Consider the following 17,733-nt stretch of genomic DNA (forward strand, 5'->3'; position numbering starts at 1 on the left):
TCTATGTTATATCACTTCTCAAAAGTCTTGCAACAACGTCAACTAAACGAAGCAAGCCACAGCGGAAGCATCAACAGCAAACCGAGGGAAGTGAGGGCGATGCTGCTAGCTAACAAATCGCGATCGAGCTCGTAGACTTCTGCTAAAATCAGCACCGAAAGAGCTGTGGGCGTTCCCGACATCAACACCAACACCAACCTCGGATCGCCGCTCAATCCAAAAAAACTAGCACCCAATCCGATCAGCACCGGCACAATTACCACTTTTAACAGCGACGGGATTAACGCTAGTTCAAAACTTTGCCATGTTTTAATCGATCTCAAACGGATACCAACCAGGAGCAAAGCACTGGCAATTACCACCCAAACTGCTACCTGCAATCCCGATTCCACTGTTTCGGGCAGGGGGATGTTTCTAGTATAAAAACCAATTAAAAAAGCCCACAGGGCGGGAACTGTTAGCACATCCCGGAGCTGAGTCCACCAGTGATTTTTTTGCTCCGAGTTCCCGAAATAGCTAGCAATAAATATACCGAAACAATAAGTTCCAATAACATTGTTAGTGACGCTGTATAAGACAGCCCAGTTGTTGTTATCGGTGCTGATGATAGATGGCGTGATTGCTAATCCGACAAAGCCCGTATTCCCTAACATCGCAGCTAGGATAAAACTCCCTTGGCTCGATCGCTTCAGGGAATTAAAATTTACTAATAATAAATTTACCAGAGAATTCTTGCCCTGAAAATAGGGCTTTTTGATGTGGGCCGCACTCAGCCTACGCAATAATACCCAAGTCAGCCAAGCACAACTCGTACTCAGAAATAACACGAATATGGCGATCGCCGGCGTGAATCCCACAGCACCCGAAAAATCGCTCTGACGGGCTAAAACTAGAATTTGCAGCGGTATCCCGATCCAGAAAAGAAAGTGGCTTAGCAGTTTAGGAAAATCAACTGGGATGTACTTAAACACCAGCAGTCCCAAGCCCGTCCAGATAATTAGAGGCGTATAAGCATGAAATAATGTCTCAATCATAAAAAATTAATTTGACAATTTGAAATGCCTTTATCTATTAATTTTAATCCTAAAATCAGTTTGAAAAATGCGATTTGTCGTTAGCGTAACCCTCGAAGAGGATCGCCCGAAGCAGACTTTTTCGTGCTAGGCTGCCTGCAGCACTCCGGCGATCCCAAATTCCCGCCCCAATTCCGGCAACCATCGGGCACCATCGACTCCCAGCCCCCAACGATTGCAGGCTTTTAGCTTCAAATTCAAAAAACTAGACTTCTGTTAACTTGACAAATGTGCGATCGACTTATCTTGCATTTTCCGAACTTATGTGCTGTGTTTTTCGGCCGTTGCGATGAACAGAAACAAAGCGAGACTAAAGCTGCTGATGACTTGCACTCATTAGTTCAATTTCAAAGCATTAACAGGCACCTCATCCCAAGAACTAACAGTCCGCAAGGTAGCAACCCAGCCCTGCTGCTTTTGATCTGCCGTCAAATTCTGCTCAAAAGATTCGTGACATTCCTTTGCTTGAGTCTCATCGCAACAAGCAATGCAAGAATAAAGAATGCCCGATGGATCGATTTGCTCGTTTACCCAAATAACCACGATCTGCTCTCTCAATATAAATCTACTTTTACTTAAATTTTCCTATATTTTGGGCAATTATTGACTGGAATTTACCTAGCAAAACAGGGGGGACGAGAAACTGGGTTTTTTGCGAAAATATTTCCTTCTCAATCGCAAAGCCCACAAAAACCCGGTTTCTGAGAATTGACGCACGGGTGCGTCGAAATCTAGTTTTTGGCGAAAATACAGAGGTTGCAGGCCGCAAAGCCCCCAAAAAACCCGGTTTCTGAGAGTCGGAGGACGATCGCCCGCCGATCGAATTACTTCGAAGCCAAACTCGCCAAAGACTCGCCAGCAACCCGGCAAATCCGCCATTCGGGCATCACATCAGCACCAATACCCTTGTAAAATCCGATCGCCAATTCATTCCAATCCAACACACTCCACTCCAAACGCCCGCAGTTTCTTTCAACTGTCAACCGCGCCAAATAAACAATCAAAGACTTGCCAATTCCCCGCCCTCGAAACTCAGGAAGCACAAACAAATCTTCCAAATAAATCCCCGGCTGAGTCAAAAAAGTAGAATAATTATAAAAAAACAGCGCCCAACCCACAACACGATTTTCCGACTCTGCGAGAATCGCTTCTGCAAAAGGTCTCGCGCCAAACAAATGATTTTCCAAATCAACCGCATTACCAGTAACGGCATGAGATAATTTTTCGTATTCAGCCAAAGCCTTAATCAAATCAAACAGCACCGGCACATCTGCGCGGGTAGCTGGACGCAAAATCACCTCATCAGACATAAATCAATTAAGTAGTAAGCGACAATCAATAATTAAAAATATAGCAGAAGTCAGTAGTCATTAGTCAGTAGTCAGTAGTCAGTAGTCAGTGGTCAGTAGTCAGTAGTCAGTAGTCAGTAGTCAGTAGTCAGTAGTCATATCATGTCCGGTCAATTGACCGCTTTAAAATTGGTTCGCAGTGTGGAATGCGAGTCCGCAACTGAGCGAGCGGACTCGCATTCCACACTGCGAAATGTTTTTCTACTCGTTACCAGGCTCCTGCCCGTTAACTGGTTAACCAGTTAACCATACACTCGATATTTAAGACTTTAAAAAAGGCCAATTCAATATTTTTTAGCTCATTTCAACCAGCCCTTCAATCGTTCCGTCACTTGAGGGCGGCGCAACTTTCGCATTGCCTTATTTTGAATTTGACGGACTCGTTCGCGGGACAAATTGAACAAACTGCTGACTTCTTCTAAAGTGTAAGGTTCGCCGGTTATCAAACCGTAACGCATCGCCACAATCTCTTTTTCCCGTTCAGTCAAAATACTGTCCAACACCTCCAAAATATCTTGGCGCATCATCATCTCATTCATCTGAGCTTCTGGAGATTGCGTCGCGCTATCTTCCAGAACATCCAAAAGTTCCGAACTTTCTTCCGTACCAATGCGGTGGTTGAGTGACAAAGATTGCCGGCGTACTTGCTGGAGGTAACGAAGCTGTTCAGCAGTAACTTCCATTTCTCTAGCAACTTCAGTTTCCGTAGGATTTCGTTGAAGAGAACGCCTTAAATCCCGATAAACTCTTTTGAGTTTATTTAACTGTTCGACAATGTGAACCGGCAAGCGAATAGTCCGCCCTTGATTGGCAATTGTCCGAGTAATTCCTTGGCGAATCCACCAATAGGCATAGGTAGAAAATTTGTAACCCTTCTCAGGATCGAACTTTTCGGCGGCTCGATTCAAACCTAAAGCTCCTTCTTGAATTAAATCTAGAAAAGGCACACCTCGGTTGAGATAGCGTTTCGCAATCGAAACCACCAACCGCAAATTCGAGCTGATCATTTTCCGTTTCGCCGACTGACACTGGTGGCGAAGTTGTTGCAGTTGACTTTCGCTCACCCCCAAAGCTGCAGCGAGTTCAGCTTTTGTTGGCACTCTTTCCAATTCCTGTTTTAAACGCTCTTCTACTTCCAGAAGGGCTACCAATTCTTGAACGCGACGAGCTAACTCCACCTCTTCGGTGGCAGTCAGTAGAGGATAGCGAGACATTTCTTTGAACAAAGCTCCCACGGGATCGTCGGCAGACCAGTTGTTGTATGCTGACGATCGAGTTACCGTCGGACGATCGATCTCGGTGTCCTCATCCTCTGCGATTGCGAGTGAGGCTTCGGGAGCCACCGCAAAACTGCCTAGGTCAGATTCTGCCATATAGTGCTTGGTGTCCGTGGGATGATTTGAAAAGTATCCCTTCACTGTAACAACGTTTTTACTGATTTAAGGACCTGTAGACAGATTACTCCTGCGGGTCTCTCAAGGTTATGCTGCACAACTCCTTAAACAGTTCGCGAATACAACGAGCGATTACTCGCTGTCGCGCTAGCTTGATGGGAGTACCGCCTTTTTTTCTTCGCTTCAAATTTTCGGCTGGCGACATTTGCTCTGCATCATTGCCTTGCCCGTAAGTAAAGCTTAGCGGCGGATTATTTCGACTTACTTCTAGGCGGGTAAAGCACCATTGCCACAGCGCTTTCCTGCAGAGCGCGCTGCCAGATTGTTTGCCTTTCTTTTTCTGACCGCTATCTTCCCGGACTACACCCATACCCACGGCCCGCATAAACCGGCGCTCTGAGAGTTTGAGCTTCGATTCTTTCCCGGTTTGGCGATTTTTGCGAAGCTTGACTTCTGGCTGACCGTCTTTGAGAAAATCTTCGATCGGATAAATTGCTCCTAGCAGATAGCCTCGAAGTTGGTACCCAAACCCGAATTTTGTAAAAATCCGCTGATACTCCTCAAACTGCGGACTGTCGATTAGTTCGATCAATTGTTTTTTGAGCTTAAAGATTTCTTCCTCAATCTCGCAGTATTGGTTCGCCGCCCACCGAGTTTGTGTTTCGATTCCAGTCCCGATCGTTGTTTCCAAAACACGATCGTACTTTTTCGACTTTCGGCGATCGGCCAGCCAACCCCACAGCAGCGGTGGCAATTCCTCTTGCAGTTTTGCCGATCGCACTAAAGCGATTTCCGGGCATTGCCACGCCAACTCTTGCCGCATCCTATTGATTATTGGACTCTGTAACCGATTAAGGTGCTCGATTCTCAGGCAGATGCTTTTGATTTGATTGACCAAGGGATCGCGAATCTTGAGATAATCGGAGTCCGACTTATCAAAGTACCAGCAGGCGATCGCAAAAGCATCAATATCATCCGTTTTCGCCCCGCTCTTGCCCTCCTTTCCCATTAGTTCCGCTCTGTAGTTAGGCAATTTGCTATTGGAAATCATCCTCACCTCGCAGCCCCAGTCCGCAAGCTTATTCATCCACAGCCGCGCATAGTTCATCCCGGTTGGTTCGCAGATGGCTACAGTTTTGTCGGCTTTGAAGCTTTCGATTTTGATTCTCAACCTATTCAAATTTTCAATGTTCGAGTGAAACGTTTCGATTTCGGCATCGAAATAGTCCTCACGGGGATTGCTGGGTTTTTCCAGCATAAAACACGCGGCGATTGACGACCGAGAAACGTCAATGCCTACGATTAAATATTTCATCTAGTTTAGGGAGTAAAAGGTTGAAGACAAAAAAGAGCCTACGAATCTCCCAAAAGCAAATTAATGCTTACTTCACTGATTAAGGCTCGTTGATTTTGTCTAATTGATGCGGGCTGGCGCTTACGAAGGAATGATAGCAATTAAGCTAATTTCACTTTTAAAGCGCCACTTGTCCGAGGACTCATCCCGCTACCCCCCTTATTAAGGGGAGTTTCGGCCGCTGAGTCGAGGCGACCATCTTCAGGCGGAAAGTCACTTTAGACCGATTCGGTAAAAATCAGCAGCTTCATCAGAGTTGAAAGCTTCGATTAGCGATTTTATTGCATTGTCTACGTCCGCAGTGGTTGCTTCTTGCAGGACATTTTTTGACGCTTCCGAGACCATTTCAACTGCGTTTTCGATGCTTGTGAATGTCAGTTCTGCCAGCACTCGCGTTGCGATATTAGAAGCGACTCCAGTCGAAAAAAGGATGGTTTTCCACTTTTCGGGAAGCTCGGCAATGTCGAGTTGTTCGTCCGCTAACTCGGCTTTATCTGGGATTATGCGAATCGAATTGAGGTTCAGTTCGCAACCCCCTAGACAGTTGTCTAGCACCTCCGCTAGTTCTTCCAGTTCCCGGTAATTGCCCTGGATTTTGAGAATCAAGTCGGCAATATGCACGTCCAGGGCTACGATTTCGGAATATATCTCAGGACGAACTGGAGGCAAGTCGGAATGCCGATAGGTGAAAGTATTGTGGTGCATGATTTTTTAAAAATTAGGATGAGTCCGACACTTTGTCGGATCTATTTGCGCGCGCTTGGGATTGGAGTTTTGCGTAGGCTTCGGCCCGATCGCAAATTCGCTCCTTTTCTGCCGTCAGTGGCACTCCCTCGTTTTCTGGCGGCTCTTCTTCTGGCGGTTCACCGTCCGGCACTTCTTCGCCGCTGATGAGCAATTCGAGGTACTTAGAGACTGATAGGCCGGCGGCTGTGGCTTTTTCTTGCAGGATTTGATAAGCCTTGCCGCCGATGCGGACTTGCTTGGCTTTATCTTCTGGATTCTCGTCCAGGGTCTCCGAGATTTTGGCCGCTGTAATCGCTTGCGGTGGAAAGCCATCCAGAACTGTTTGCCACTTGTCGGCTAGTTGGTTGCCTCCGTATTCGTCAATCTTGGCGAACTTGAGCAGAGGCAACGCTTGAGCCACTGAGGTTGGGAGAATTTTAAAGCCAGTCTTGATGAGTTCGAGCGTGACTTGGGCGGCCTGAATGATTTTCTTGCAGTAAAAGTGCGATCGCCCTAAAGCGCTTTTGCAGTATTCGGCAAAGTCGGAATATTGCCGTTTATATAAGCGGTAGCGCTTCACGGTGCCGAGCATTATACCTTGGCGCACGTAGTCTAGGAACGACTGCCTGATGGATTGAGTTATGCTCGCGATGTCGTTGTGTGGGGCTTCATTTAGGACTTCGCTCTCGAAGTCCAGAAGCGGCTGAAATTCCGCTTCTGGTAGCTCGCACCACTCATCCGAGAAATCGGAGTTGAGGGTTAATTGCATGGTGATTAAAATTCAGACTGACTGATGACTTTGACTTCAGCTAAAGAAGATTCTTGTGGTAAAAAGCGCTTGTCAAATGTCAATTTCATTGCCACTGGATCGACTCCCAGGTTTTGCAAGAATGACTTCAAAGTTTCATAATGTTCGGTAGCTCTTTCGATGTCTTGGAGGATTTTCTTTAATTTGTAGGCTTTGTGCTCTAGTTCTCGCTCCAATGCGTGCACCTCTTTGGCTAGGCGGTTTTCGGCATCGACTTCGGAAAGTAATTTGTCAATTTCAAGCTTTAGAGATTGATATCCCTCCGAGAGATTGTCCACGTCGCTGCTAACTTCGATTTTTCCGTCTTTGCGAAAGTTGTCGTATTCGTTTTTTTTGTAAACGGGAACGGAGATTTTTAGGAGAGTCATTGATTTATCCTGTTGATTCAATAAGTGAAGCTAAATGCCGAGAAACTGCATCAGCACATCTGGATCGAGATGCAGGCAGTCGATTTCTTTGATTCCGGGAGCGGAAAACTTAGCGTGCAGTACCGAGGCCCAGACGAATTTAATTTCGGCACTTTTAGCGCAGACTTCATCTTCCGGTCGATCGCCAATCATCCAGCAATCGGATAAGTCAGTCAAACCACGAGCGGCAGTGACTATCATTCCGTGCCCTGGTTTCCTGCAAGAAATAATTAATCCATCTCCCGATACTGGAGCCAAAAATTTCAGGGGTTCGTTATCACGAGAAACTTGCCAACAGTTTCCGCCATCAAAGCTTGGGCAAAAGAAGATTTCTGATAATTCAGGGAACATGGCCAGGGTGACGCGCTGCTCTTCGATCGCGCTCTCTAGTGATTTGTGTCCGGCTGCGACACCGGCTTGATTGGTAATGCCAATCAGCGCAATTCCTTTTTCCTGGTAGTAGGCTAGGGCCCTTTGCATACCTTCGATTGGCTGTTGGTCTGCTGGGTCACTGATGAAAGTTTCGCCCGATTTCGTCTGTCGCAAGGTTCCGTCTAAATCGAAAAAGATTGTTTTGCTCATGGCTGGTTACTGGATTGAGGTTGAGGAAGCGATCGCCTTGGATGGACGATCGCGCTGAAAGACAGATAGGAAGCAAATACTTTGAACAAAAAATTCATCGCATAGGGGCATCACCTCCCGGCGTTGGTGGGCCTCGCCCGCTCAAGTACATTGCGCTGCGGGCGAACTTCTTGATGCTGTTTGCCCGATCGCCCAAAACAACACTCATCGGCGGAAAACTGGGAGGCCTAGGCTTCGGCAACCGGGCGAAAATCCCTGTGTCGGGCGGCTCGTCGCTGTCGGTTTGTCGGTTCGGGCGATCGCACCAAGCATCAAATGTGGGGATAGAAAAGTCCGAAGTGTTGGAACATTCGATCGGCCGGGAAAGTTCCATCACTTCACGCATGGAGGGAGGATTTAGTGGTGAAATTTGGTCGATCGGCTCGTACCATTCGTCAGGGACTGGGGCCCACTCGCACATCGAATCCATAGATACAGTGAGCGGTTCAGGGTTTTCGATGTCCCAGTGAGCCATTGCTTCATTGAAAGCATCGATGCTGGAAAAATCGTCAGGGTCGGGCGGTTCATTTACCACTGGAAGCTCAAAGTCCAGCAAGTTCAGTTGCCCTTTCTCATCTGCATTAAAGCGGACAGGTTCGGCACATGGCGGGGCGTAACGGGCGAGAAAGTGGTCGGAGAAAGTGACACCGGGGGAGGTTTCGACTGCTTCGACTGCTTCGACTGCTTCGCTGATCGTACTTTGGCTCAGTTTTGGCTCAGTTTTGGCAACGGGGGAATCAGAAATAGTGTGAGCTTTGGCTTTGAATAGTGCCAAAAGTTCATGAGCCGTTGAAGTTTTGCGACTGACACCGGGGGAAGTTTTGGCCGCTGGTATGATCGCGCTTTCCGACAATTTCGACTCAATCCTTCCCTTGCCATCCCCACGGTTCGGCGGCTGTTCATCATTGAAATCGACCGCTGGTGCGATCGGTAAAACGGCCGGTTTGGGGTAGGCAATGCGGCCAAATTTGGATTCGATCGGTAGCTCCTGGGCTTGAACTTCCGGCGATGGGGGAAAGGCTATCAAAAGTTCACGAGCCACTTCATCGGCAGTCATATAAAGCCCCTCTGGCGGCTCTAAATCCTCGTTTTCTCAATAATACTCGCGCATTTCTTGAAGGCGATCGAGTTCTTCTTCGGAAAACTCGATCGCCTCCTCAACCGATTCAACTTCTGCGTCGGGGGAAACTTTCAGCAGTTCCAGCAGCGGGGGCTGGACTCCGACAAGCGCGTCGATCCAGTTTTGGCGGCAGCGTCTGTCGCTCTCTGGGAGTACGCTGAGCCCGTACCCGATAGCTTTGAGTTCCTTGAGTGATTTCTGTTTCAGTTCTTCCAAGGTGTACATAGTAGTTTAGGGAGAAAGGGCGGTTGCAGTCCCGCCCGATTAATTCGATTCTGGGGTATGCCGATTGCAAGCATTGCACGTGCAACAGCATGATTTATTATTGCACGTGCTAAAATAAGTGTCAATAGCAGCACGTGCGATAATTAAGGAGAGTCTTACTATGGCTAAAAACTATGGCAAATCAGGGAAAGAGGACGATAAACGCAACGGTACGCCTGGATCCGGAGGATTGGGAAGCGCTGGAGGGCAAAGCGAAAGCAATGGGAATGGAGTCCAGGACGGAATTGATCCGAGAAATTGCGCGGGGGTATATCGAGACACGAAAAGCTCTGTCGCCACAGGAAAAACAAGCTTTGGGAAAATGCTAAGCCAGTTGAGAGAGTTGCAGCGCTCCCACCTGGCTTATGTCGAATCTCATGAAGAGCGCCTTCAAATGAGGCTAAGAGCTGCACAAGAGCATCACCAGGACGTGATGGAACAAATGAAGCAACTAGAGCAAGAAATACTTTGTCTTCTAGGGGAAACTATTTAATAGCTGTGAGCTAGTGCTCTTGCCGGGACTAGCTAACAGTTACTAATAACTAATAACTGATAACCAATGAACAAATCGGAACTGGTGGAACTGCTGGCAGCCAAGACAGACACTACCCAGAAAGCTGCTAACGAACTGCTGACTGCCCTGATAGATTCCATCACCCAGACCGTCGCCGACGGCGAGAAAGTAATGATTGTGGGATTCGGTACTTTTGAGGCGAGAGATCGCAAAGCTCGTGATGGCCGCAATCCCAAAACTGGGGAACGGATGAAGATCCCAGCGACGACGGTTCCTACATTCTCGGCAGGCAAGCAATTTAAGGATGCAGTCAGCCGTTTGTAGACAGTTTGTGGACAGTCTGTAGACAGTGTAGACAGTGTAGACAGCTAGCCGATCGGTCGTGAAGGGCGATCGGCTTAATCAACAACTAGACAATCACTAGACATCATGAAACAGCCCGACCTCGACAAATACGCCGAAGAAATGAATGCAGTGCAGGACTTGCCGCCGGCATCTGTCGAACTCCCAGCGCTGGCAACGATCGCAATTATCAGTCACATCCAGCTAGCGAGTCGCCACCCGCAAATGATTGACGATGCTTTTGGGAAAATAGCGATCGACACGGCGCGGCAGTTGCAAAATTTGTTCGATCCAAAATCCGAAATCTACCAAATACTAGACCTTGGCTGGGATTCCGATGCGGACGACTTCTGGATGCCAGAAGGGAGTGATATCGCTCGTCACTGCGAATCTGTTGACGACTATGCCGGGGAAGACATCATGGACAGGTACATCGACCCCGAAGAGTTTAATAACGTCGATCCGCCTGAATACTACTAATGGTGGTCGGTTAGCACTAGACAATAATTAGACATGATCGACACTCAACTTTCACTTTTTGACACCGCCGCTACTGAATCGGGAAGTTTTTACAAACCTGGGGATTGGGTGAAAATTTACAAGGTTCCTGCAGTCGCTAAATACGTCAAGTGCGGTCACATCTATAAAATCCACGGAATCGATCCGATTGACGGGCGGCTGCAATTTTGGAATCCTTTTGCCAGTCAGTGGGATTTCCTTTATCCTTCCGAAGTCAAGCTTGCACTTCCCCCCAGCGATAAAAATGATTCTGTAACCCCTGTTGAGCCTGCGGTTACAGAATCAGATTCCTCCGGCGACGGTAAGTATTTAGCGCTTAATGCAGTTTCGACTTACCGACCGCGCGGCACGGCCCGCAGCGGCGAATATTACCGACTGTCTTACAAAGAAGGGGGCCGAGTGAAGCACATCCATATTCGCGGGGGTAACACCGATTCGCCAATTTCTCAGGCAAAAGTTGCCGAAGTGCGAGCTCTTTTGGCGGCCGGAGTGTCACCACGGGCGATCGGCGAATCGCTGACAAAATAACTCATTACAATAATTTTTTCATATACACCCGCAAAAATCCAGGCGCTGGCAGACTAATATTCCGGTCTGGATTGAGCTGTAGTTTGCGCCCTTGATTTAACCCGCCACGCACTCTAACAGTGTAAGGAAACTCTACGTGGGCATCAACGATAATTGGCACTCCATCAGAAAGGCCTCCCGCTTTCCAAAAGATACACCCCAATATCCCGCTACCGGAGTATTGATGCCATCCAACCAGACTATTCCCGTCAGCAGAGTATTGGAAGTAAAGAGTGATAAGCCAAGCTGTCGGCTTGCCTTGTTCTCCCAGTACTATCAAAGGCCCTATATCTTGCCAAGTATTAGCAATTAGATTGGGGGCCGAAACCTGAAAAAAGAAATCCGAGGTTAAAAACTCGGCTTGCGTCAGGTATTGAGCATGAGGGTCTAGCGCGGCTGCGTGAGCTGCGACTGCCGCTACAACTTCGGAATCACGGGCGATACTAGCCGGAATATCAGTATCGGCAAGGACTACGCCAGTTTGCAGATACCGGGAATCCCCTTCGGGCTGCGTCAAGTAAGCTGGGTGCGGGTCGGTTGCTGCTGCGTGAGCTGCGATCGCTCCTGTAACTTCTGCATCGCGGGCGATCGCTGCGGGAATATCCGCATCTGTTAGTGGCGTGGAAACAGCCGGCTTTAAATTTAAAAGCATATTTAAAAATTGTCTATTGCCGACTTTAATTGAGAGTCGCTGACTTCAATATATCTAATCAGTGACGACAAACTCCTGTGACCCGTCAATCTTTGAATTACTTTCATGTCATAGCCTTGTTCTGTGAGGCGAGTAATGAATCCGCGCCTAGCAGAATACAAGGAGAAGCCTTGATTCTCTAATCCCGCTTTTTTCAAGGCTCGCCGAAAAGCTTTGTCTATAGCTTGCCGGCTTAAATGTCGATCGGCTTTATAAAGAGAAGGAAATAAAAATCCATTTTCCGGCGGCTGGTAAGCGCTCAGCATCAATTTAAGAGCTCGGTGACTAAAAACTTCGCGAGTCTGTTTGTCTTTCCGGTTGCTGGCCGGGAAAAGCACTGAGTCGCGCGGTTGGCGCTTAACAGCGTCAGAGTATGCGTGATTAACATCCATACTCAAGATTGCTTTTGGCCTCTCGCCAGTATACCAAGAAATCGCAAAAAACAACTTGTGAGCATCTGTTACAAAATGGTTGCTGATTTGCTGATAAGTCAGCAGAGACAAAGGCGTAGATTGTCCGAATCCCGAAATTTTCACTGTTGCTAATTCCGTATAAATACACAGGAGACAGCAACCTTTTTGCTGCCACTTCTAACTTAATCGATAAAGCCGATACTGTCACGTCGTTTGAGTTTTGTGAAAAGTTGCTCTTTTATCTAAAACAGCAACTTCTTAAGAGTTTGGTCGTGCATAATCAAGCCGACAAAACTTACTTAAACTGGAAAAGTAAGATTATATGTCTTTTTTTATATGGCGGCTCATACATCAGGTTCGGGCGCTTCTGTTTCTGGGGTTAGCCACTCAGCCCCCCAAGGTGCGGCGAGTAAAGAGCGCTACGTATACGGAATTCTTGCACTCTTAGAGAAAGAAGAAAACGATTTAATAAGAATTGCCGACAGAACAGACAGGATAACCATCACAGCGAACCTGTCAACAAAAACAGCAAATATTGATTTGCTATTAAACGTTGCTGCCACAAACGCAGCGAACGGCAGCACCAACTACACAGCAACCCATTACTTGACGGGTTCAACTTTCACGAGCGGTACCGGTGGTAGCAGTGCCGCACCCAATCTTGCACAAGCGGCAATGGAGGCCGTAATTGGACTCAAACTTATCGAACTTGATAAAACTCGAAATCCTGACAACAAAAATGCAATTACCCGCTGCACTCACACGCTGGCTACAAGCGGTGGAAGTAATGCCACGTTTAGCGCTTTATTGGAATTCCCTATAGAAATCATCAGTTTGCCCGGTGGTGGCTCTGTAATTGAAGGAAAGGTGTATTTAACCTAGTGGCACAAAACCAATTAGAAAATACCAAAACTTTTCGGCGAAGCATCACGAGCGCCGACGGCACGGGAATTATTGAAATCCTCAACTGTGCTGATAGTTTTTTAGAATACGATGCTTTGTCTGCATCTTGCTACTTGGGAAAAAGCTTTTATTTAGAAGCTTTTAGCGGTGCGGTTTATTTGCCATCCTTGCAGCAAGCGCCTTTCCCAGAGATATTTCCCGAAATGAATTCAGCAGAAAAGATTGCTGCAATGCTTGCCGTTGAGGAAGAATATCCATTTTTGGGATTGAGATTTCATGCAAAAAAAGGTACGGGTAACTGGTCTACATTGTCAACGGTAAGGTTGCAAAACAAGGGAAGGGAAACGACAATTCCGTTCACTATCCCTTACCTTACAATTAATCAACTAAAACTCTTAAGCCCAGACGACAGGCTGGGTGTTTCTATTATTAATTACGGCTCTGGTGTATTAGGAGCCGGCGACTATATCAATTTAGAAGGGGATTTTAGATATTCTATTGACTTAATTGCCAAACCTAATCGATCCATTGGCGCAGCAATTCCTTACAGCGCCACAATCCCCACGACCGCAACTCAATTTAGACTTGGAAACACAAACAGAGCAATCCTCTACGCCACCAACACGGGAAACGCCGATATTTGGGTTGCCGGTAATTCCAGCGTCGCGGTGGGGAGCGGCATCTATTTGGCCGCTAACGGTGGCGGCAATCTAACCGAAGAAGTCTTGACTGGTGAACTTTGGGCGATCGCCGAAGGTTCCCCGTCTCGAATTTCCGGGATTGAATCAAGCTATGTCTAGGGTTAGCTCGAAGTCTAGCTTGTCGCCAAGCGTGACAAAAAAACCTGCGATCGACCTTAGCAAAAGCCGTGTAAACACGAGTCCCAAAAATGAAATATCCGCCACGTCCGGCGGTGTCGGTATCACTAGAGAAATTACCAGCATTGGAGGTTTGCAGATAACTGGTGGCGCATCCGTTGACATATCCCCCCTAGGCTTTGATGTCACTTCGGAGGATCCCGATACTGTTTCGGTTGCCGCTTCCGCCGAGATTCCTGGCGGCATCCTAGGTGTTAGTGGCGGCGTGAGTATCAACACCAGCACCGGAGAAGTTACAGGCGGCTCCATTGGCGGCGAAGTTGCCGGGATTGGACTAGAAATATCAAAATCTGAAAATGGTTTTGGGTTGGAAGTCTCTTTTCAAATTCCCGGAACTCCTGTCTCTGTAAGTCTTGGTTTTGAGTCTCCGTCACCAGCGCCACCGCCGACAATGCCTGGTAATGAAATGCCCGCAGATTGGGAGCCTACGACTCCACAAATGCCTAATTCTTCTCTTTCTCCCGGTTTATACTACGTTCGTAGAACATCGACTGGCACAGATGGTAGGTACTGGTACAGCGATGGAAACGGATTTACTACTTACGAAGTCAAACCGCCGCGCACGGGCGCGCCACTTCCCCCTAGTATTAGTCCCTCAGAATTTAAACCAGAATATTGTTTTGAAATTACTCAATCACAAATCAATTCTAGTACCACATTAGGAGGGGGTACTTATTATAGAACGGCTGGTGCGGATGATAGCTATTACCCCATGAATCGTTTCATCAATAGAATTGAGTCATCCTCTGCTGTTCGTTATATGCCCCCTTATGGGCTAATTAGCCAGCATCGGGAAATTTATTATCGGCGGATGATGATAACCAAAAATTTTGGTTATGCTAGCCCAAGCAGATATATTTTTAACGAAGGGGATATCGTCAATCCGCTCGACATATTAGGTTTCTACCAACTTTATTTTCCTGGAACTGGTTGGGGAGAGGGCTCTCATTGGGAATGGATGGAATGGCAATTAATAAGTAGTTACACAATAGAACTTGCTGAGTGTGGGGAAAAGCCCCCAGCACTATCGACACCGACTCCTTTCCCAAACCCACCACCAAGGAAGGAAGAAGTGGATACCTGCTGCCAAGAAAATCTCAAAATGTTAAGAGCCATATACAAAGGCTTAGGAATTGCTAAATTTCCCGGCAAACTTCCCGCAACTATTATTCAAGAAGTCGTAAAAAAAGGACAAAAACCCGCAGAACCGGAACAAGTTCCAATCGCAGATTTTGTTGATTTGCTCGACTGGCAATTCCGACGAGACGACGAACGCTGGGGTCAATGGGAAATCCAGATAGATGTCAAGGATGCTGACCTCACAAAGGAAGGCGACCAAGGTAAATCAATTAAATTTCCCAATTTAGCCGAATCAATTGCCGAACTGGAAGGGCAAATGCTCTCAGTAATGGCAAATGTAGATGCTCTAGTTGCCATTACAACTAAAGGCTTGGTCGAGTCGGGGATGGCCCGACAAGAAGCTATTAAAAGCTACTTAGCTGCAAAAGCCATCATCAAATATATGGCTTTCAAAAGCACTGAAATTGATGTACCGGTGCCAATGGCATTTACCGCTGGAGCTGAAACAATCAGCGCCTTGATTAAAGAATCAGAGGGTCACATCAAGGGAACCGACTACGTAGAAAAGGAAACTCTGCGCGATATATTGCTTGATTTGTTGCAGGCGGCAGCCGTAATCAGGGCCGTGCACTGGCAGAAGATTGATTCCAAGACGGACACCAAGTCTCAATTACTGAGTTTGTTGAAAGGAACTGTTGACTTGGCTGGAATAATTGCCAGCCCGAAAAAGTCAAATGATGGAGAGAAAAAGTTTGACCCAACACAAAACTTTGAAGACTTCCTAGACTCTGCAGAGGATGGATTTCGCAACACTACTGGAATTACCGACATTCAAAACCCTTACGGGAAAACACCAGACCGTCGCCCTCGAATCCGTCAAATTGGAGACAACATTTCACAAGCTGGAGGTGATAACTAATGGCTACTGCACCAGCTCCCAAAATTGGCATGATTTTGCGCGAACTTGCCTCTCGTAAAATTCGAGAATCGTCAACGGGCGGAAATTTAATTAGAACTTGGTCTGCCAGCGCTACAACGACTAATCAGGGTAGGGGCGGATTTCTAGAAACAATTTTTAACGGAGCTTTGAGATTTGGTAATTTTCTAATCTCTGGAATTGCAAGTTTAATTTCTTTCAGCTTCACTAAGTTGTGGAGTTGGATCGTGTCAGGTGTTCAGTTTATTTACAACTTCGACTGGAATATTAGCGACACGGCTATCGATAAGCAAATAGAAGGATTGTGGAATTCCTTTGGTGGCATTCTTGGGGGGGCTGTCGGGCGAGCAATTGGCTGGATTGGTTGCGGTTTGGTTCCTGCCGCTACAGTCTTCAGCTTCAACCAATCAATGGGTGCTTACTTGCTAAAGGAGGTAGGAGAGCAAGCACTAGACGAAATGTTAGACGCTGCCAGCGAAGTGATAAACGCGGGTTTCAGAATGGGAACTCAAGCTACGTTTTTGTGGCTTTATAAAGATGCGCGTCGGGCCTTGAAAGACCCTTCAAATCCTTTTGGCAAAGCGTTGCGAGGCATGATGGGGGACAAAAAGGTTGACGATTGGGGCACGGGCGAATCTTGGACTATGGCTAAGGCTGTGGAGAAAAAAATTGAATCAATCCCTAGTGCTTTCTGGCGCAATTTTGCTGAAGAAGCTTTTGAAGAAGGCACGGAAGCCTGTATTGAGGCCGGGTTTGCCGTAGCTGGCGGCATTGACGCATGGTTAGCTCAGCAGGCTATGCAGAGAAATTCCGTGCTAGGGAGCGATCGCACTGTGGAGATTGTTCCCGATCGCAGCGCGCCGGACGAGCGCATTATTTTGAGCGGTCCGGAAGCCGTGCTGCGTCCAACAATCGTTAACGTGCTCGCAACTCATCAAATGCTTGGCAATCGAGATGTAGGGGTACTTATTAATGGAACTCCGGTTGACGAGACTATCAGACCGGGGACTCAAGAGCGGCGACTAATGATTGAATTTAAGGAAAAGACAGCGCCGCCGTGGGTAATGCCAAGCGGCAAAAGGGCACGCCGCCGACAAATTACCGTATTTGACGTGAAGCGGGGACTCAGTTGGGAGGAAGTGAAACTAGCCGCTAAACAGTACACCAGCGGGCAGCGGCTGGTAAATGCTCAACTCGACAACGGGCATCAAATGCAGGTTTATGCCAGCACCGAAAATGAGGGGCTGCAAAAAATCAAGGAATTACTGAAACTCTCTACAGCCGAAATTTTGCCCAACGGTGTCCGGGATTCTGGCTATGTAGATCCAACGACGCGGCGGCGAGAACTGCCGTATTTGGTTTACCCAGCAAAAGCTGTGCTTGTGTGGAAAAAGCGATCTCCCGACTTGGACGGGCGCGAAGATTTAAACGGCCGCTTGTGGACTGAGCAGCGCATTGAATTTGACTTGTGGTCAGACAATGAACCTGCGAATCTGCCAGTCCTAGGGTAAGGAGTTTTGGGTTAGTAAAAACTCGCGCTCTTTTTCGAGCTGCGATTTCACCTCGCTCATCGTCATGCCGGTTTCGCGCGCTAGTCTCGCAAGCAAGCTGCCGCGAGGCCTGTACTTGTAAGGTTTTCCCCACTGGCTATTTTTGCGCGCCAGAGCTTTTTTGCTGTCAGTGCCAAGTTTTTGATAAAGGATTAAGTTCATGTTACAAAAATTTACAATATGTCAATTTGATCGAGAGTAGTACGGATCAACCCTAGGGTTG

At 47.4% G+C, this 17,733-nt stretch carries 22 protein-coding genes; 8 read left to right on the forward strand and 14 right to left on the reverse strand.

Features of this window, described 5'->3' with window-relative positions; genetic code table 11:
* Positions 1-38: 38 nt before the first annotated feature.
* The 11 genes from QT998_RS07675 to QT998_RS07725 form a co-directional block, all read right to left on the reverse strand.
* On the reverse strand, positions 39-1,034 hold the full coding sequence (locus QT998_RS07675) for an AEC family transporter (RefSeq protein WP_333116143.1): 996 nt from the start codon (positions 1,032-1,034) through the stop codon (positions 39-41).
* 375 nt (positions 1,035-1,409) lie between these two features.
* Positions 1,410-1,616 carry a glycogen debranching protein gene (locus tag QT998_RS07680; RefSeq protein ID WP_194010468.1) on the reverse strand — a complete coding sequence of 69 codons (207 nt, stop codon included), beginning with the start codon at positions 1,614-1,616 and terminating at the stop codon, positions 1,410-1,412.
* A gap of 281 nt (positions 1,617-1,897) precedes the next feature.
* Positions 1,898-2,383, reverse strand: coding sequence for a GNAT family N-acetyltransferase (locus QT998_RS07685; RefSeq protein WP_194067756.1), 486 nt, complete (start codon positions 2,381-2,383; stop codon positions 1,898-1,900).
* Between the two features lie 338 nt (positions 2,384-2,721).
* Positions 2,722-3,795 (reverse strand): RNA polymerase sigma factor, RpoD/SigA family, encoded by a 1,074-nt coding sequence (locus tag QT998_RS07690; RefSeq protein ID WP_333092300.1) that lies wholly within the window; start codon positions 3,793-3,795, stop codon positions 2,722-2,724.
* Between the two features lie 85 nt (positions 3,796-3,880).
* Positions 3,881-5,131 carry an IS110 family transposase gene (locus QT998_RS07695; protein WP_333116146.1) on the reverse strand — a complete coding sequence of 417 codons (1,251 nt, stop codon included), beginning with the start codon at positions 5,129-5,131 and terminating at the stop codon, positions 3,881-3,883.
* Between the two features lie 252 nt (positions 5,132-5,383).
* Entirely contained in the window at positions 5,384-5,875 is a 492-nt protein-coding gene (locus QT998_RS07700) for a hypothetical protein (RefSeq protein WP_333116149.1), read from the reverse strand.
* A gap of 13 nt (positions 5,876-5,888) precedes the next feature.
* Positions 5,889-6,665, reverse strand: coding sequence for a hypothetical protein (locus QT998_RS07705; protein WP_333116152.1), 777 nt, complete (start codon positions 6,663-6,665; stop codon positions 5,889-5,891).
* A 5-nt stretch (positions 6,666-6,670) separates the two neighbouring features.
* Entirely contained in the window at positions 6,671-7,072 is a 402-nt protein-coding gene (locus tag QT998_RS07710; RefSeq protein ID WP_333116155.1) for a hypothetical protein, read from the reverse strand.
* Between the two features lie 30 nt (positions 7,073-7,102).
* Entirely contained in the window at positions 7,103-7,693 is a 591-nt protein-coding gene (locus QT998_RS07715) for an HAD-IIIA family hydrolase (protein WP_333116158.1), read from the reverse strand.
* Between the two features lie 94 nt (positions 7,694-7,787).
* On the reverse strand, positions 7,788-8,789 hold the full coding sequence (locus QT998_RS07720) for a hypothetical protein (protein WP_333116160.1): 1,002 nt from the start codon (positions 8,787-8,789) through the stop codon (positions 7,788-7,790).
* Positions 8,790-8,825: 36 nt separating this feature from the next.
* A complete protein-coding gene (locus tag QT998_RS07725) occupies positions 8,826-9,077 on the reverse strand; it encodes a hypothetical protein (protein ID WP_333116163.1) in 252 nt (83 codons plus the stop codon).
* A 173-nt stretch (positions 9,078-9,250) separates the two neighbouring features.
* Here QT998_RS07725 and QT998_RS27425 point away from each other — a divergent pair, with 173 nt between their 5' ends.
* The 4 genes from QT998_RS27425 (at position 9,251) to QT998_RS07745 (ending at position 11,019) form a co-directional block, all read left to right on the forward strand.
* Entirely contained in the window at positions 9,251-9,445 is a 195-nt protein-coding gene (locus QT998_RS27425; RefSeq protein WP_442921944.1) for a ribbon-helix-helix protein, CopG family, read from the forward strand.
* Between the two features lie 230 nt (positions 9,446-9,675).
* Entirely contained in the window at positions 9,676-9,954 is a 279-nt protein-coding gene (locus QT998_RS07735; RefSeq protein WP_333116167.1) for an HU family DNA-binding protein, read from the forward strand.
* Positions 9,955-10,059: 105 nt separating this feature from the next.
* Positions 10,060-10,452 carry a hypothetical protein gene (locus QT998_RS07740; protein ID WP_333116170.1) on the forward strand — a complete coding sequence of 131 codons (393 nt, stop codon included), beginning with the start codon at positions 10,060-10,062 and terminating at the stop codon, positions 10,450-10,452.
* Positions 10,453-10,485: 33 nt separating this feature from the next.
* Complete coding sequence (locus tag QT998_RS07745; RefSeq protein WP_333116172.1) at positions 10,486-11,019, forward strand: hypothetical protein; 534 nt, start codon at positions 10,486-10,488, stop codon at positions 11,017-11,019.
* Positions 11,020-11,023: 4 nt separating this feature from the next.
* On the opposite strand, the gene QT998_RS07750 is transcribed toward QT998_RS07745, so the two are convergent.
* Complete coding sequence (locus tag QT998_RS07750) at positions 11,024-11,710, reverse strand: hypothetical protein (protein WP_333116175.1); 687 nt, start codon at positions 11,708-11,710, stop codon at positions 11,024-11,026.
* A gap of 2 nt (positions 11,711-11,712) precedes the next feature.
* On the reverse strand, positions 11,713-12,285 hold the full coding sequence (locus tag QT998_RS07755) for a tyrosine-type recombinase/integrase (RefSeq protein ID WP_333116177.1): 573 nt from the start codon (positions 12,283-12,285) through the stop codon (positions 11,713-11,715).
* A 213-nt stretch (positions 12,286-12,498) separates the two neighbouring features.
* Here QT998_RS07755 and QT998_RS07760 point away from each other — a divergent pair, with 213 nt between their 5' ends.
* Genes QT998_RS07760 through QT998_RS07775 form a run of 4 tightly spaced genes read left to right on the forward strand, consistent with a single transcriptional unit; the run spans position 12,499 to position 17,471 of the window.
* Positions 12,499-13,044 (forward strand): hypothetical protein, encoded by a 546-nt coding sequence (locus QT998_RS07760; RefSeq protein WP_333116180.1) that lies wholly within the window; start codon positions 12,499-12,501, stop codon positions 13,042-13,044.
* The gene (locus tag QT998_RS07765) at positions 13,044-13,865 is read left to right on the forward strand and encodes a hypothetical protein (protein ID WP_333116183.1); all 822 of its coding nucleotides are present in this window, start codon (positions 13,044-13,046) and stop codon (positions 13,863-13,865) included. Before QT998_RS07760 ends, QT998_RS07765 begins: the two co-directional genes overlap by 1 nt.
* The gene (locus QT998_RS07770) at positions 13,798-15,942 is read left to right on the forward strand and encodes a hypothetical protein (protein ID WP_333217964.1); all 2,145 of its coding nucleotides are present in this window, start codon (positions 13,798-13,800) and stop codon (positions 15,940-15,942) included. Before QT998_RS07765 ends, QT998_RS07770 begins: the two co-directional genes overlap by 68 nt.
* Positions 15,942-17,471: a hypothetical protein gene (locus QT998_RS07775; RefSeq protein ID WP_333116187.1), complete on the forward strand. Its 1,530-nt coding sequence runs from the start codon at positions 15,942-15,944 to the stop codon at positions 17,469-17,471. The genes QT998_RS07770 and QT998_RS07775 overlap by 1 nt, the downstream gene beginning before the upstream one ends.
* On the opposite strand, the gene QT998_RS07780 is transcribed toward QT998_RS07775, so the two are convergent.
* Positions 17,463-17,672, reverse strand: coding sequence for a hypothetical protein (locus QT998_RS07780; RefSeq protein ID WP_333116190.1), 210 nt, complete (start codon positions 17,670-17,672; stop codon positions 17,463-17,465). The two genes, QT998_RS07775 and QT998_RS07780, sit on opposite strands and share 9 nt — an antisense overlap.
* Positions 17,673-17,733 lie beyond the last annotated feature (61 nt).

Origin of the sequence: Microcoleus sp. S1D4 (genome assembly GCF_036700765.1) — a bacterium.
GTDB lineage: Bacteria > Cyanobacteriota > Cyanobacteriia > Cyanobacteriales > Microcoleaceae > Microcoleus.